The sequence below is a fragment of the Hyphomonas oceanitis SCH89 genome, assembly GCF_000685295.1.
Lineage (GTDB): Bacteria > Pseudomonadota > Alphaproteobacteria > Caulobacterales > Hyphomonadaceae > Hyphomonas > Hyphomonas oceanitis.
The window spans coordinates 108188-124032 of the sequence record NZ_ARYL01000007.1 but is presented as its reverse complement, the minus strand read 5'-3'; the positions used below and the strand labels follow the sequence as shown (position 1 = coordinate 124032).

General features: G+C 60.9%; 16 protein-coding genes. 9 read left to right on the top strand and 7 right to left on the bottom strand.

Translation table 11 applies throughout. The annotated features are described in order from the left end of the window. A partial coding sequence (locus tag HOC_RS06655) for a TadE/TadG family type IV pilus assembly protein (protein ID WP_162174811.1) occupies positions 1-578 on the bottom strand: 578 nt, incomplete at its 3' end. 154 nt (positions 579-732) lie between these two features. Here HOC_RS06655 and HOC_RS06650 point away from each other — a divergent pair. Further along, on the top strand, positions 733-1527 hold the full coding sequence (locus HOC_RS06650; protein ID WP_035536897.1) for a thymidylate synthase: 795 nt from the start codon (positions 733-735) through the stop codon (positions 1525-1527). A gap of 10 nt (positions 1528-1537) precedes the next feature. Here HOC_RS06650 and HOC_RS06645 read toward each other — a convergent pair whose 3' ends face one another. Both HOC_RS06645 and HOC_RS06640 read right to left on the bottom strand, forming a co-directional pair. Then, a complete protein-coding gene (locus HOC_RS06645; RefSeq protein ID WP_035536894.1) occupies positions 1538-1894 on the bottom strand; it encodes a carboxymuconolactone decarboxylase family protein in 357 nt (118 codons plus the stop codon). Between the two features lie 115 nt (positions 1895-2009). After that, positions 2010-4004: a TonB-dependent receptor gene (locus HOC_RS06640; protein ID WP_035536891.1), complete on the bottom strand. Its 1995-nt coding sequence runs from the start codon at positions 4002-4004 to the stop codon at positions 2010-2012. 147 nt (positions 4005-4151) lie between these two features. Here HOC_RS06640 and HOC_RS06635 point away from each other — a divergent pair, with 147 nt between their 5' ends. Then, positions 4152-4838 carry an aquaporin gene (locus HOC_RS06635; RefSeq protein ID WP_035536888.1) on the top strand — a complete coding sequence of 229 codons (687 nt, stop codon included), beginning with the start codon at positions 4152-4154 and terminating at the stop codon, positions 4836-4838. 4 nt (positions 4839-4842) lie between these two features. Here the strand turns inward: HOC_RS06635 and HOC_RS06630 are convergent, their stop codons facing one another. Further along, positions 4843-5658, bottom strand: coding sequence for a hypothetical protein (locus tag HOC_RS06630; protein ID WP_241766932.1), 816 nt, complete (start codon positions 5656-5658; stop codon positions 4843-4845). 67 nt (positions 5659-5725) lie between these two features. Between HOC_RS06630 and HOC_RS06625 the strand changes: the two genes are divergently transcribed. After that, positions 5726-6274: a dihydrofolate reductase gene (locus tag HOC_RS06625; protein ID WP_035536885.1), complete on the top strand. Its 549-nt coding sequence runs from the start codon at positions 5726-5728 to the stop codon at positions 6272-6274. A 124-nt stretch (positions 6275-6398) separates the two neighbouring features. After that, the gene (locus tag HOC_RS06620; RefSeq protein WP_035536882.1) at positions 6399-7307 is read left to right on the top strand and encodes an SMP-30/gluconolactonase/LRE family protein; all 909 of its coding nucleotides are present in this window, start codon (positions 6399-6401) and stop codon (positions 7305-7307) included. 8 nt (positions 7308-7315) lie between these two features. Here the strand turns inward: HOC_RS06620 and HOC_RS06615 are convergent, their stop codons facing one another. Continuing rightward, on the bottom strand, positions 7316-8467 hold the full coding sequence (locus HOC_RS06615) for an Mrp/NBP35 family ATP-binding protein (protein WP_035536880.1): 1152 nt from the start codon (positions 8465-8467) through the stop codon (positions 7316-7318). Positions 8468-8562: 95 nt separating this feature from the next. On the opposite strand from HOC_RS06615, the gene hflK reads away from it, so the two are divergent. The 4 genes from hflK (at position 8563) to HOC_RS06595 (ending at position 12332) form a co-directional block, all read left to right on the top strand. After that, positions 8563-9693 carry an FtsH protease activity modulator HflK gene (gene hflK / locus HOC_RS06610; protein WP_035536877.1) on the top strand — a complete coding sequence of 377 codons (1131 nt, stop codon included), beginning with the start codon at positions 8563-8565 and terminating at the stop codon, positions 9691-9693. Beyond that, on the top strand, positions 9693-10589 hold the full coding sequence (hflC, locus tag HOC_RS06605; RefSeq protein WP_035536875.1) for a protease modulator HflC: 897 nt from the start codon (positions 9693-9695) through the stop codon (positions 10587-10589). The genes hflK and hflC overlap by 1 nt, the downstream gene beginning before the upstream one ends. A gap of 12 nt (positions 10590-10601) precedes the next feature. Next, positions 10602-10802 carry a DUF2065 domain-containing protein gene (locus HOC_RS06600; protein WP_035536872.1) on the top strand — a complete coding sequence of 67 codons (201 nt, stop codon included), beginning with the start codon at positions 10602-10604 and terminating at the stop codon, positions 10800-10802. Positions 10803-10880: 78 nt separating this feature from the next. Continuing rightward, entirely contained in the window at positions 10881-12332 is a 1452-nt protein-coding gene (locus tag HOC_RS06595; protein WP_035536871.1) for a Do family serine endopeptidase, read from the top strand. Between the two features lie 67 nt (positions 12333-12399). Here HOC_RS06595 and HOC_RS06590 read toward each other — a convergent pair whose 3' ends face one another. Both HOC_RS06590 and serB read right to left on the bottom strand, forming a co-directional pair. Continuing rightward, positions 12400-13587: a pyridoxal phosphate-dependent aminotransferase gene (locus HOC_RS06590; RefSeq protein WP_035536869.1), complete on the bottom strand. Its 1188-nt coding sequence runs from the start codon at positions 13585-13587 to the stop codon at positions 12400-12402. 209 nt (positions 13588-13796) lie between these two features. After that, positions 13797-14720 (bottom strand): phosphoserine phosphatase SerB, encoded by a 924-nt coding sequence (gene serB, locus HOC_RS06585; RefSeq protein ID WP_051624594.1) that lies wholly within the window; start codon positions 14718-14720, stop codon positions 13797-13799. Positions 14721-14776: 56 nt separating this feature from the next. Here serB and miaA point away from each other — a divergent pair, with 56 nt between their 5' ends. Continuing rightward, a complete protein-coding gene (gene miaA, locus HOC_RS06580; RefSeq protein WP_035536867.1) occupies positions 14777-15727 on the top strand; it encodes a tRNA (adenosine(37)-N6)-dimethylallyltransferase MiaA in 951 nt (316 codons plus the stop codon). Positions 15728-15845: the final 118 nt, after the last annotated feature.

The window sequence follows — 15845 nt, the reverse complement described above, 5'->3', positions numbered from 1 at the left end:
CGCACATCATCAGGGTTGGCGAGATTTGAATTGGCGGGCATCAGTGTGTCCACGGCATCACGCGCCGCGACCTGAAGATCATTCATCTTGCCGCTATTGCCCATCGATCCGGACACGTCGAAGACGAACGAGACTTCCAGCTTGCCGATGCCATAGGTCGACCCGGACCGGACCCGGAAGTCCATCTTGGTCTGGCCAAACAGGTTCGACAGCGTTGTCGGCTGCGAACACATGATCGTCGCGTTGATGTCCTGCTTGCCGTCGACATATTCCAGGGCAACGCCCGTGCAGGAGACATTACCCTTCTGCTGTTTCAGCAGGGCCGCAACATACTGGTTCACATCCTTGGTCACATCGGCGCGCGACTTGCCGGCCTGCATCGACCGGGCCCCGTATATCACGGCATTGTCGATCATCGACTGGATCTTGTTCTTCTGCGTCATCGTCATCTGGGTGTCGATGGCAACGCCGACGATGGAAAGGATGGGGATGATGGACAGGGCAAAAATGATCGCGACATTGCCGCGTGTTTCATCGCGCCAACGCCTGATAAGACTCTTCACTTGTCCCGTAATCACTGTCTTATATCCCCCCGTCCTGGTATAGTCTTGGATACAAGCCTCTATATTTCATAACATTCATTATATTTTGTTTGCCGAGCGCCCAAATATTGGCCGCCAATAGCAAGTTTGTGTTAAGACTTTTAACCAACGAATCGCACGCGAGGACCGCATGAAACAGTATCTCGACCTGTTGTCAGACATCCTGGAAAAGGGCTTCGAGCGGGCCGACCGGACGGGAACAGGCACGCGCGCCGTCTTCGGTCGCCAGATGCGGTTTGATCTTTCTGAAGGCTTCCCATTGGTCACCACCAAGAAGCTTCACCTGCGCTCGATCATCGTGGAACTTTTATGGTTCCTGAAGGGCGACACGAACATCAAGTACCTGAAAGATAACGGCGTTTCGATCTGGGATGACTGGGCGGATGCCAATGGCGACCTGGGTCCCGTGTATGGAAAACAGTGGCGCAGCTGGGCAGCGCCTGACGGCCGCGTGATCGACCAGATCCAGTGGGTCCTCGACGAAATCCGCACGAATCCGAACTCGCGCCGCCTGATCGTGTCAGCCTGGAACCCGGCTGATGTGAACGAGATGGCCCTGCCGCCGTGCCATTGTCTGTTCCAGTTCAACGTCATGGACGGCAAGCTTAATTGCCAGCTTTACCAGCGCTCGGCAGATATCTTCCTGGGCGTACCTTTCAACATTGCATCCTATGCGCTGTTAACCCTGATGATGGCCCGGGCGACCGGACTGAAACCCGGCGAGTTCGTCCACACGTTCGGGGACGCCCACCTCTATCTCAACCATGTCGAACAGGCGAAACTGCAGCTCACGCGCGAGCCGCGCCCCCTCCCCTCGATCACGCTCAATCCCGACAAGACCGACCTGTTCAGCTGGGAATATGAAGACTTCAAGGTCGAGAACTACACGCCTCACGCCCATATCAAGGCACCTGTGGCGGTCTGATCGGGGCCGCTTACCCCTGCTTCAGGGCCTGCCAGGCTGTCCAAGCATCCCCGGCATACATCAGGCCGGGGCCACCGCCCATATAGACGACAACGCCGAGTGTTTCTGCCACCTCTTCATCCGTCGCGCCGAGACGCTTCAGGGCTTTGGTGTGAAATCCGATACAGCCATCGCATTGTTTGGCTGCGCCGATCGCAAGGGCAATCAGTTCCTTCGTTTTCTTGTCGAGCGCGCCATCGCCCATGGCCGCCTTCGACATTGCGCTGAAAGCCGTAATTGTTTCCAGCGCGTCGGTCTGCCGTAGCCCCGAAATGCCGTGATTGATTCCATCCGTGATGGCCGCATAGTCCTTGGTAACCGACGTCATGCCCGCTCCTGCCTGAAGATTAGCCAGTACGGTGCACCGGTTGGCCGGGAACCGAAATAGGGAAATACCCGGACCGCGCGCGTTAACGCGAAACCCGGGTACTTAAACGGCAGGACTAGAACAGGTAGCGGATGCCTGCGCGGATATTCCGGCCCGGCATTGGCACGCTGTCCTTCAGAACGCTGGTTGCCATGCGTACTTCCTCGTCGCTCACATTGCGCGCCTCAAGGAACAGTTTCGTTCCGGTCCGGCCAAAGCCGTAGCGCGCAATATCAAGGTCAGCATGCAGGTCGGCCGTCACATAGCCATCCGTCGCTAATTGGCCGACGCCCGGCGAATCCTGGTCACCGGCCCATGTCAGCTTCGCACCCAGCGCCAGTGCGCCCCAGTCGGCTTCAGCGCCGGCATTCAGCGTCACCGGCGGCACATAGGGCACATCCGAACCATCATCGAATTCTGCGTTGACGAAGTCGAGCCCGGCATCGAACTTCCAGTCCGCTTTCAACGGCCCATCCAGTAGCTGGTAATTGGCAAAGAGTTCGCCGCCGGTGAACTGCGCGTCCTGCTGGCGGAATTCAAAGACCGGAAGGTCATCCAGTTCTGCGCCCGTCGCGGCGAGATAGATGAAGTCAGAGAAGTCCGTCAGGAACAGGTTCGCGCCGAAGCTCATCGTGTCGTTTTCCCAGCGCGCCGTGCCTTCCAGGTTCAGCCCGCGCTCCTTGCCGAGCGTCGCATCGCCGACTTCGTATTGCTCTGTCGCCAGGTGCGGACCGTCAGCGAACAGCTCGCTCTGGTTCGGCGCCCGTTCGGCCCATGACACCTGCGTTCCGAGGAACCAGCCGGAATCCCAGTGCTTGTGCACACCGGCAGAGCCGCTGGCCAAATCAAAGCTCACCTTGCCGGCGCCTTCATTGTCGAGATCGACCTGCTCAGCGCGCAGTCCACCTTCAATCCCGAGGCCACTGTCAAAGTCATGGGTCTCATAGAGGAAGACACCAACGCTTTTCGTGTCCGTCGGTGTGATGAATGCCTCGTCGCCAATCGCGTCGAGCGAACTATCCGCATACTGGATACCAAACTCGCCTTCGAGCGGGCCCAGCACATGGCCGACTTCCAGCCGTCCCTCGAAACCGTCGGTCTCAAACTTGGTCCCCGGCTCGCCTGGTCCTTCAAATTCGGTATGTTCGTAATTGGCAACCGAGGCCGACCCCGTCACCTTCGTCAGAAAGCCATTGTCGATGTTCAGCCCACCGCGCATGTCATAGCGCGTCTGCTTCAGGTCGATATAGGCGGTCTCTTCCAGGGGAAGGCCATATTGCGAGCTTTGTTGACGCACTGCGCCGCCAAGGAAGCCCTTCTCGCCAACCCATGTCAGGCCGCCCGCGAGGGAATCTGTTTGCACGAACGAGTTCGGCAATTCACCGTCGGGTCCTGCGGGTTCGCCGTTTACGGCGCGCAGGCGATCAGACTGCGCCGACGAGGGAATATCATAATTGCCAAAGTCGCGCGTCGAGGCCGTCAGCGTGCCAACAAGCGATCCCATCACGCCCTGCACGCGCCCACCGGTCTCCGTGCCGTCATTGACGCTATTGCTCGCCGCATAGGCTTCGCCCGCGAAGGGCCGTTTTGGCAGGTCTTCCATGATCAGGCCGTCGATCACGTTGACCACGCCGCCAATCGCCTGCCCGCCGTAAACCAGCGCTGCAGGGCCGCGCAGGATTTCCACCTTCACAGCATCAATCCCGTCCGCGGCTACCTGGTGGTCCGGGCTCGCCGCCGATACGTCGATCACGCCGATACCATTCGTCAGCACCTGAACGCGCTCGGCGCCAAGGCCGCGCAGGATAGGACGGCTGGCGCCCTGCCCGAACGAGGTCGAGGCAACGCCCGGCTGGCGGTCCAGCGTATCGCCCAGCGTCGAGGACATATCCTCAACAAGATCCTTGCGGTCCAGCGCGGCAACATTGCTGACCATTTCACCGGCCGTGCGCTGCGGCCCCGGCAGGGTCACGATAACAGGTTGTTCGATGCGGACTTCGTCTTCGGCTTGCGCGTGCGCCATGCCGGCAAGGAGCGGCGCGGTGGCCACTGCAGCTAGAAGGTATTTCATGGGGGAGGAAACCTGTATTTAGTGTTATAAGATAACGTCTCTTTTTATTAGCGGGCGCACAATGCATGTCAATTGCCCAATGCGGAAAACTGCATCAAAATCCTGCCCAGGCGGCGTGGGGCCGCCTCATTCCTGGGAGGGAAAACCATGAAAGTCTTTGCAGCCGAGCTTATCGGCACCCTGACACTCGTTCTTTTTGGTTGCGGGTCGGCGGTTCTTGCCGGCGACCAGGTCGGGCAACTCGGCATAGCCTTCGCCTTTGGCCTCGCCATCGTGGCGATGGCCTACGGCATCGGCCATATCTCCGGCTGCCACGTAAACCCCGCCGTCAGTTTCGGCGCCTTTATCGCTGGCCGCATGGACGGCAAGACGATGCTCACCTACTGGCTTGCCCAGTTCATCGGCGCCACGATTGGCGCAGGCATCCTCTTCCTTATCGCCAGCGGCCAGAACGGCTATGACGTCGCCGTTGACGGTCTCGGACAGAATGGCTGGGGGACGGGTTACCTCGGCGAGTACAGCCTGATGGCGGCCATCATATTCGAAGTGGTCGCAACATTCCTCTTCCTGATCGTCATCCTCGGATCGACCAATCTGGCCGCACCAACGCCCATGGCGGGCCTATCGATTGGCCTGACACTCACCGCGATCCACATTGTCGGCATTCAGGTGACAGGCGTCTCGGTCAACCCGGCCCGCAGTTTCGGTCCGGCCCTGTTTGCAGGCGGCCATGCCATGTCACAGCTCTGGCTGTTCCTGCTCGCACCGCTGGTCGGCGCCGGCCTTGCCGGCATGAAAGCCCGGTTCGGTCTTCTGGAAAAAGACCCAAGCTAATGCCTCAAGCCTCGGCCGGGTTTACCAGGCCGAGGTTTTCACGCCGCCGCATGATCATCGACACGGCAACCGCGCCCACCATCTTGCCGATCACGAACACCACCCAGTTGGCAATGTGGAACGTATTTCCATCGGGCAGCGGCATTATCCACGCATGATCCCAGAATAAGCGAATGATCGGCAGGGTGACCGGACCGTGAAGGATCGATCCGTTGAAGTTCAGCTGTTTGGCTAGGTCAGCGCCATACAGGAACACCGTCGTGTCGACAGGCGCCGCCAGCGCGCTCGACAACAGGATGCGTGTCGACAACCGGTACTTCGTAAACGTGAACATCAGCCAGTCGACGCCCTCGGAGACCGCGAAGGCAATGCCACTGGCCAGCGCAATCACAGGCCACGCATAGAAAAATGACCACGCCACAGCCATCGCCATCACGGCCAGCACGCGGTGCCCCATCTCGCGCTGCACAAAATCGCGCACAACAAACACCATACCCGTCACAATGGTCATCGGATGCAGCGACAGGCCACGCGGCCAGCTCGCGCTTTTGTCCAGAATCTCGAACTCCGGGATCACGCCGAAAGACCAGTTCAGGAAAGGTATCAAAGCGACATACATAAGCGCCCAAGCACGCCCTTTCAGCATGTATATCGCTGTAAAGGTGAGTGCGAGCGCAACCAAAACCGGAAGCGCTTGTCCTGTATTACCGTTGGTAATTATCGAGAGAAAGGAATTCAGCACGCCATGCCCCTGCAACTGCGTTTCGTGACGGATATCTGACAAATCCGGTTGATTACACCCCAAAAGAATGTGTCTCACATGCTTAACAAGGCGAGGCAAAAAAGCCGTCCGTCAACGAAAAAGCTGAAAGTTGCATCCTTCATCCATGCAGAATGACGTGAAACTGAGCCTGATTGTTGCCCGTGGCCGCAATGGCGTCATCGGGGCCGCCGGCGAACTCCCATGGCGCCTGAAGGGCGACATGATGTTCTTCAAGCGCATAACCATGGGAAATCCTATCATCATGGGCCGCAAGACGTGGGAAAGCCTGCCCAAGCGCCCCCTGCCCGGTCGCGAGAATATCGTGATGACGCGCGACTGGACCTATGATGCTCCCGGCGCGCGCGTCTATTCCAACTTCATCGCCGCCATGAATGCCGCCAAGGCGGTTGCCGCGCGCGATGGCCGCAAAGAAGCCTTCGTGATCGGCGGCGAGGCCATCTACACGCTGGCCATGCCGCTCGCTGACCGCATCTACCTGACAGATGTCGAATCCTATCCCGAAGGCGACGCCTATTTCCCGGAACTCGACGAGCATGAATGGCGCGAACATACGTCCGAGCATTTCGAGGCCGCTGAGGGCAATGATTTTGCCTACACGATCCGCAAGCTTGAGCGCGTTCACGCCGCAAGCCATGCCGACACAAATTCCTGACCCTTCAATAACCCGGGAATAACCCGCGAACGGTCAGCCACAAGGCCGTGGCGCTCCCCTGCGTCAGCCGTTGCGGCCCTTCAATGCCGGGCCTAGTGTTCCTCCAAAACAAGGAGGAACACGCATGGATTTCGAACTCGTCGCCGATGGTCTCGGCTTTCCGGAAGGCCCCGTCGTCATGTCGGACGGCTCGGTCATCGTCGTTGAAATCCAGAAAGGCCAGATCTCCCGGCACTGGGGCAAGGGCAAGTCAGAAGTCGTGGCAACGCCCGGCGGCGGCCCCAACGGCCTCGCCATCGGGCCGGACGGTGCCCTCTGGTGCTGCAACAATGGGGGCTTCCAGTGGTCGAACGTCGAGGGCCTGCTAATCCCCGGCAACGCGGCGGATGACTATTCCGGCGGCCGCATCGAGCGTATCGATCTCTCCACCGGCAAGGTCGAACGCGTGCTCGACAGCGTTGGCGGCAACAAGCTCAAAGGCCCGAACGATCTCGTCTTTGACAAGGCCGGCAACCTCTATTTCACCGACCATGGCAAATCCTATTCCCGCCACCGCGACTATGGCGGCCTCTTCTACCTCGCCAAGGGCGCGTCGGAAGCGAAAGAGCTCGATTTCCACTATTCCAGCCCCAATGGCGTTGGCCTCTCGCCAGATGAGCAGACCGTCTTCATGGCCGACACGATGACCGGCCGCATGTGGGCCTTCGACCTCGCCGCCCCCGGCGAGATCAAGCCCGCCAGCCCCTTTAATGGCGGCCGCGTCGTCGCCACGATGCCGGGTCTGCAATACTTTGACAGTCTCGCCATGACCGCTGCGGGCAATGTCTGCGTCGCCACCATCCTCAATGGCGGCATCACGACCATCACGCCTGAGGGCGATTTCAGCCACACGGCCTTCCCGGACATGCTGGTCACCAATATCGCCTTTGGCGGCGACGACATGAAGGATGCCTGGCTCACGCTTTCCAGCACAGGCCAGCTCATCAAGTGCCGCTGGCCGGAAGCCGGCCTCGTCCTGAACTTCAACGCCTGAGACGGCGCCTAGTCCTCGAAAATGATTTCGGGGGCAGGCTTCGTTTCCAGCGTATCGAGGCCCACGGCCACGGTGCGCGCAAGTTCGTGGAAGATACGCCCCGGCTCGCCGCCGGACAGCGCCGCCGGCTTGCCCGCATCTCCGCCCTCGCGAATGGTCTGCAGCATTGGAATTTGCCCCAGCAGCGGCAGGCCCAGCGTCTTGGCCATGGCCGCGCCGCCGCCCTCGCCCATCAGGTAATGGCGATTGCCCGCCGGGTCTTCGAACCAGCTCATCGTCTCGACAATGCCAAGCACGGGCACGGCCGTTTTCGTAAACATCGCGGCTCCGCGCCGCACATCGGCCAGCGCCACTTCCTGCGGCGTTGTCACGATCACCGCCGCCGTCACCGGTACGCGCTGGGCAATCGCCAGCTGAGCATCACCCGTGCCCGGCGGCGTGTCGATCACAAGCACGTCCAGTTCGCCCCATTCGGCATCATTCAGCATTTGAGCGATCGCCGACATCACGATCGGCCCGCGCCAGATCATTGGCGCATCCGGATCCGACAGATAGCCGATCGACAGCGTCTTCATCCCGTAGGCCTCAACAGGCACCAGCTTCTTTGACGCCGCTGTCTCCGGCTGCGCCTCCTGCATGCCGAGCATGGTCGGGATCGACGGCCCGTAGACATCTGCGTCGAGCAGCCCGACTTTCATGCCCGCCTTGGCCATCGCCGCCGCCAGATTGACCGCGACAGTCGACTTACCGACCCCGCCCTTGGCGCTCGCCACGACGAGAATCCGGTCAATTCCGGCAATCTTGGGTATACTGCCCCCTTGCGTCGGCGCGCCCTGCTGCATCGCCTCATCAGAGAGGCGCGCGCCCTTGGACACACGCCGCGGGGCCGGTTCAAGCTTTACATGCTTGTGCGCAGGGGCCGTCACCTGGGCCGTCAGGATGCTGGTCACAGCCTGCACGCCGGGCACCAGTTCAGCCCGTCCTTCGGCCTCGATCCGGCGCGCCTCAGCCCCCGCCTGATCGGCCGGATCTGCAAGCAATACTAGGATCGCGCGCCCTGACTCGTCCACGTCCACCGACTCCAGCCAGTCCGGCGCCCCAAGGGCGTTTCGTACCTGTCCGGCCAGTTTCCGGCGGGATTTTTCCTTCGAACCAAACACTTTCTGCGACTCCTACGTCCTTGAAGCCCGGATTGAGGCATGCACATATCACGCAAGACACTATATAGAAGCCTACGAAACCAACAGGAGGGGCTATGCCCTGGGATGACAAGAACAAATCCAGCGGCCCATGGGGCGGCGGATCCGACGACGAGCCTGCCAAGGATGGTGGTTCGCCATGGACGCGCCCTGGCGGCGGCGGGGGCAATAATAACGACCTCGAAGCACAGATGAAACGTATGCAGGAGCGCTTCCGCAAGCGCTCTAATGGCAATGGTGGCGGCGGTGGACGCCGTCGCGGCGGCGGCGGTACGGGTCCCAATTTCGGCCCGCTCGGCTTTGTCGTGCTCGTCGGTATTGCCCTGCTTGGCTGGCTTTCCACAAGCGTCGTCATGGTCGATCCGACCCAGCAGGCGGCCGTTTTCCGCTTCGGCAAATGGCAGACCAATTTCGGGCCAGGCCTGCACTTCCACCTGCCTGCCCCGCTTGAGGAGCATGTTCTCGTCGAGGTCGAAAACCGTAAAGAAACGCGGATCGGCAACAATCTCGAAGAAAGCCTGATGCTGACGCAGGACGAAAACATCGTCGACATCCAGTTTTCTGTTTTCTGGAAGGTGAATTCCGAACACCCGGAAAACTTCATCCTGAACGTCAAGAACCCCTCGGAAGCCGTCGAACAGGTCGCCGAATCGGTCATGCGTGAAGTCGTCGGCAAAACGCGCCTTCAGGGCGTGATCACGACCGAACGTGATGTCGTACAGACCGAAGTGGGCAAACAGATTCAGTCCCTGCTCGATGATTATCGCGCCGGCATCGAAATCCTCGCCGTCACGATCGACCGCTCGGACCCGCCGAAACAGGTCATCGAGGCCTTCAACGACGTGAACGTCGCCGAACAGGACGCCGAGACCAATATCAACCAGGCCACCCAGTTCGCCAACGAAGTCGTTCCGCAAGCCCGTGGTAGCGCCCAGCGCATCCTGCAGGAAGCAGAAGCCTATCGCGACCAGGTCCTCGCCGACGCACAGGGTGAGGCCTCACGCTTCGAACAAATCTACGAAGAATATCGCAAGGCCCCACGCGTCACGCGTGAGCGCATGTATCTTGAAACCATGGAAAAAGTGCTGGAGCGCTCCGACAAGCTGATCATGGATCAGGACTCCGGCGCCGTTCCCTACCTGCCGCTGGAACGAACGCAGCGGTCCACGAACGGAGGGCAGCAATAATGCGTACTTTTGGATGGCTAACCATCATCATCGCGGGCGCCGTACTTCTGGTGCTCATGAATTCATTCTTCGTCGTCCGTCAGGACGAGCAGGCCCTGATGCTTCAGGTCGGCGAGCCCAAGCAGGTGTTCAACGCACCGGGCCAGGACCAGGCAGGCCTCTACTTCAAGATCCCGATGTTCCAGCAGATCGAAAAGCTGGATAAGAAGAATATCGGCCTTGATATCGAGAATATCGAAGTGCTGGCATCCGACCAGCGCCGCCTCACGGTCGATGCCTTCGTCCGCTGGCGCATCAAGGATCCGCTGAAATTCTACCAGCGTTTCCGCAACGAGCCTGCCGCTGCACGTCAGTTGCAGCAGATCACCAACTCGAACATTCGCGAAGCCCTGGGCGACGTGCCGGTGCCGGAAATCATCTCCGGCCAGCGCTCGCAGCTCATGGACCGTATCCGTGAGCGGGTGAACGCCCAGCTGACCGAGGACGGCATCGACATTGTCGACGTCCGCATCCGCCAGGCCGACCTGCCGACCGAAGTCGCAGAAGGCGTCTACAGCCGTATGCAATCGGCCCGTCTGCAGGAAGCCCAGCGCATCCGTGCTGAAGGCGAGGAAAAGGCGCGCCTTATCCGCGCCCAGGCCAGCCGCGAGAAAACGGTTATCGAGGCTCAGGCCCGGGAACAGGCCGAGACGATTCGCGGTGAAGGCGATGCCAAGTCGACGGAAGTCTATGCCAATGCCTACAACAAGGACCCGGAATTCTTCCGCTTCCAGCGCGCGCTGATTGCCTGTGACAAGGCCATTCAGCAAGGCACGCAGATCATCGTGGCACCCAAGAGCCTCGGCATATGTGACGAGTTCATCGAAAGCGCCCGTATCAATGGCGGTTCCCGCTAGGAAATCGGGCCTGTGTCAAAGCTTTACCTGATACTGGCTGCGGCCGGTCTATGGTTCTTTCTGGAGGGGGCGATCTACGCGATCGCCCCCGACTTCATGCGCCGCATGGCCGCCCGACTTGCGGAAATGTCCAGCCGCGACGTCGCCTTTGCCGGGCTGGCCTCGGCCGTCCTCGGCGCCCTTCTGGTTGTCTTTGCAGTGCGAGGCGCCTGAGCCTGTTGCAACAGGGGCGCAAAGCGCCATACTGCTCAGGATACGAGCAACATCCGATCCTCAGGAGCCTCTTCTCACATGCGCATTCCGGCACTCGCCGCCCTTGGTTTCATTCTTGCCTCCGGGCTGCCGGCTTCTGCTCAACAGAGCCTGTCGCAAGCGGTCGATGGTGTTGACCAGAAAGTGCAGCCGAGCAGCCTTCGCGACCTGTCGAAGCGCCTGATGCCCGCCGTCGTGAACATCTCGACCCAGCAGACAATCGCGCCCAATGGCCTGCCAACCTTCCCTGAAGGTTCCCCCATGGAGCGCTTCAATGAATTCTTCGGGCGCGACGAAGATGGCTTCCAGCGCCAGGGCTCGCTCGGCTCCGGCTTCGTCATCAGCGCCGACGGCATCATCATCACCAACAATCACGTCATCGACAATGCCGACGAGATCGAGGTCAACTTCTCCGACGGTCGCGTGCTTGACGCGATCCTGATCGGGCGCGACCGCGACACCGACATTGCCGTGCTCAAGGTCAAGAGCAACACGCCCCTGCCTTTCGTCGATCTCGCCGACAGCGACCATGCGGAAGTCGGCGACTGGGTCATCGCCATCGGCAACCCGTTCGGTTTTGGCGGCTCAGTCTCGGCCGGCATCATCTCGGCCCGCAACCGCGACCTCAATTCCGGTCGCTCGGACGACTTCATCCAGACCGACGCGGCCATCAACCGCGGCAACTCGGGCGGTCCCCTGTTCAATCTCGGCGGCGAAGTGGTCGGCGTGAACACAGCCATCATCTCGCCGACTGGCGGCTCGGTCGGCATTGGCTTCTCGGTGCCATCCAATCTCGTGAAGCGCATCTCGCAACAGCTGATCGAGCATGGCAAAGTCCGCCGCTCATGGCTCGGCGTGAACGTTCAGGATGCAGACGAAGCCCTCGTCAAGGCCTACAAGGCCAAGGGCAAGGGCGGCGTCATCATCACACGCATCACCGATGACGGCCCGGCTGACAAAGCCAAGCTCGAAGTCGGCGATCTCGTCCTCGCCTTCGACGGCCAGGCCATCGCCAGCGTACGTGAAATGACCCGCCTCATCTCCGACGAGCCGATTGGCAAGACCGTGCCGCTCTCCATCATCCGTGATGGCAAGGCCCGCACGATCTCGGTGACCCTCGGCGAACTGCAGGATGATGACGAAGCCACACCGGCTCAAACCCTCCCCGATGGCCCGGCCAGCAGCAATGATCTCGGCGCCGAGCTTGCCGGCATCGATGATGACGCCCGCCGCCGCTTCGGCATCCCGAAAGATGTTGACGGCGTCGTCGTCACCGGCGTCAGCGCGCGCGGGCGCTCTTTCGGCAAGCTCAACCGCGGTGACGTGATCGTGGAAGTGAACTTTACCAAGGTCGCCTCGGTCACCGACACCGTCTCCCGTGTGGAAACGGCGATGACCACGCCGCAACAGCCCCTCCTCCTGCGCGTCAAGCGCCGGGGGGATGCCGGCTGGTTTGACCAGTTCCTGTCGATAGAACTGACCAGGAAATAATCAAACGCCCAAACAAAAAAGGCGCCGCTCATCCAGCGGCGCCTTTCTTCATTCAGTCCATTCCGCTTTAGATCGCGGTGAGGATTTCCTTGGCGGCGGCGTGGCACTTTTCGATCTCGTGATCGAGGCCAACGCAGATGCGTGTCCATTCCGGCTTGTCTGCCCAGCGCGAGCCAACCACTTTGACGCCCTTCTCGAGCATCTTGTCGGCGAACTCCTGGTTGTTCATGCCAAGGTCCATGTAGATGAAGTTGCCCTGCGGGTTTGGCGCATACGGACGACCGAGATCGTTCGCCATGGCGATCAGTTTCTCGCGGCCCTTGATCATCTTCAGGCGCATGTCATTGAAATAGGCCGTGTCGTCGAGGCTGGCCATGCCAGCCACGAGGCCGAGATGGTTGACCGACGAGAGACGGCCCGTCTTGCGCATCGCCATCGCCATGTCGGCAGGCATGATGCCATAGCCGAGACGCTGGCCAGCCATCGCGTAGATCTTGGAGAATGTGCGCGCCACGATCACCGGCTTACCTGCGGCGACGAACTCGCTCATCACGCCAGCCGGGAAATCGTCGGCCATGTCCATATAAGCTTCGTCGATGAAGACCGGCACTTTGCTGGAAGCATCTTCGATGAAGGCTTTCAGCTTGGCAGGCTCGATCGTGCGGCCCGTCGGGTTGTTCGGGTTACAGATGTATACGGCGCCGGTGTTCGGGCCAATGGCGGCAGAGATGGCTTCAAGGTCGTAGCCGAGGTCTTGCGTCAGCGGCATGTAGACCACTTTCGTCCCGGCCTGTTCGGCAACGCGTGGAACGCCTTCATACGTGATGGCCGAGGTGACGATCTCGCCGCCCTTGACGTTCACATAGTCAGAGAAGGCCGCCAGGATTGGCGAGGAGCCATTGGTCACCAGAACCTGCTCCGGTAGCACGCCTTCACGGGCGGCCACTTTCTCGGCGAAAGCCTGCGTCAGCGGATAGGCATAACGGTTCAGGTTGTTCAGTTCTTTCGACATGGCTGCGACAGCCATCGGCGACGGGCCATAGGGGTTCTCGTTGGCCGACATGATCGCGAGACCGTCGGGATTGACGGCAGGTGCTGTAACGTTCGCCGCCGTGGCAGGCGCTGGCGCCGTCGCGCTGGCGCTGTCGGAACAGGCAGCCAGGCCCGCCGCTGCGCCGAGCGCACCAACGCCGGCAAATTTCATCAGATTACGCCGGGATGGCGAGATCAGCTGGTCGTAGTCAGGATTTTTCATTGCAATGCCCTCTGGGAAATGGGCGGGCTTGTGGCGAAAACTCTACTGACCTCACCCGCTGGAATGAGTGCACTACGCAACGGGCTCCTCTTCTGGCGCAACGATTATTATTCAAGCCCCATAAAATGGGACAAATTTGCACATCAATCAGTCAGGCTGGCTCGCTCCTGAAGCGAAATGCACGCAAATGGCCTTGAAAACGTGCAGGCTCAGCCGGTGACGAACTCGTCCGCCGCATAGCCCTGGAAGAACAGCGCCGCCGTCAGGTCCGTGTGCTGGATGGCTGCCGTGGCCTGCTCGGCCACGATCGGCTTGGCATGGAAGGCGATGCCAAGGCCCGCCGCACGGATCATGTCGAGATCGTTCGCGCCGTCGCCAAGGGCCAGCGCGTCGGCGCGGGTCAGGCCGTACGCCGCTGCCGCCTCGTCCAGCGCCGTCAGCTTCGCTTCACGCCCGAGAATAGGCTGCCCCACCTGGCCGGTCAGCACCGCGCCATCATCCACCAGCGTGTTGCCGCGATGCGCATCGAAGCCCGACGCCACGGCCACGCGTGACGTGAAGAACGTGAACCCGCCGGAGACAAGCACCGCATGTGCCCCGTTTGCCTTCATCGTCGCCGTCAGCGTCCTGGCACCGGGGTTCAGCGTGATGCGCTCTTTATAGGCGGCCTCCAGCGCAGACAGCTCCAGCCCCTTCAACATGCCCACCCGCGTCGTCAGCGCGCCCTCGAAATCCAGCTCGCCCCGCATCGCCCGCTCGGTGATCGCCGAGACTTCCGCCTTGAGCCCGGCAAAGTCGGCCAGCTCGTCGAGACACTCCTGCCCGATGATGGTCGAGTCCATGTCCGAGATCAGCAGCCGCTTGCGCCGCGCTTCGACCGGCAAAAGGGCCACATCCACCCCGGAAAGTCCCTTCAACGGTCCACGAAGTCCCTCAACGTCCGCCTCAGACGCCGCAAAAACATACTCGCAAGCCTGCCAGGGTGCGCCGTCAGCGAGTATTCTCAGCTGCGCATCCCGTACGCCCGCAGACACCAGTATTTCACCCAGTTCTGCAGCCAGATCGGCACGCGATGGCGCCGCAACGGCAGTTGCAGCAAAAAAATTGCGGGACTTATCCGGGTTCTGGCTCATGTTATTCCGTCTCTTGGTGTCTTCCAACTTACCCGACTAGCCCTTAGGTCTAGAGCATGCATCCGGCAATCCTCATTCACGGCCCCACTGCCAGCGGCAAGACCGCCCTCGCCATCGCCGTCGCCCGGCGACTGGGAGGTGAGGTCATCAATGCTGATTCCATGCAGGTTTACAGGGACCTGCAAGTCATCAGCGCCCGCCCCGACGCAGAGGAGATGGATGGTGTCGAACACCATCTCTTCGGCCATGTCGATGCGGCAACGCGTTATTCCACCGGCGACTGGCTGGAAGAAGCCCGCAGCGAAATCAAGCGCGTCGAGCTGAAAGGCAAGCGCGCCATCCTTGTCGGCGGCACAGGTCTTTACCTGCTCGCTCTGACGCAAGGCCTGTCCAGCATCCCGCCCGTGCCTGAAGACATCCGCGCCGAAGTGCGCGCTATTGCCGAGGCCGAAGGCGCCGAAGGCCTTCGCGACCGCCTCGCCCCCGTCGATCCCGACACCGCCGAACGGCTCGGCACGGGCGACCGCCAGCGCCTCGCGCGGGCCTATGAAGTCTGGCTCGCCACGGGTCGCCCCCTCGGCCACTTCCACGACGAGCGTCAGCCGCCTGTCCTAAATGATGGCGAATGGATCGGCTTTGCCCTCACCCCGCCCCGGGCGCGCCTCTATCAGAAGATCGACCGGCGCTTTGAAGGCATGCTGATGCAGGGCGCCATGGATGAGGCCCGCGCGCTGATGGCGCGCAACCTCGACCCCGAGCTTCCCGCCATGAAGGCCCATGGCATGCCCTGGCTCACCGCCTTTGCCCGCGGCGAGATCACCGCAGAACTCGCCGCCGAGAACGCCAAGCGCGATACACGCCGCTATGCAAAGAGGCAGTTCACCTGGATCGGCAGGCAGTTCCCATTCTGGCCCAGAATTCCCTCACCGGAGCCTGAAAACCGACTCAGGGTCATTCATGCCCTTTATAGGGAGATTGACACGGTCAAAGAGGCAGATTATTCCTGAGCCCGACGTTGGAGGAAACGCACCGTGCGCACATCACTAGTACTCGTTATTAGGCATCCGTAGTCGACTGATCACACAGTCGATTGCGGATGCGCGCACATAAGGGTCTCCTCAGGGG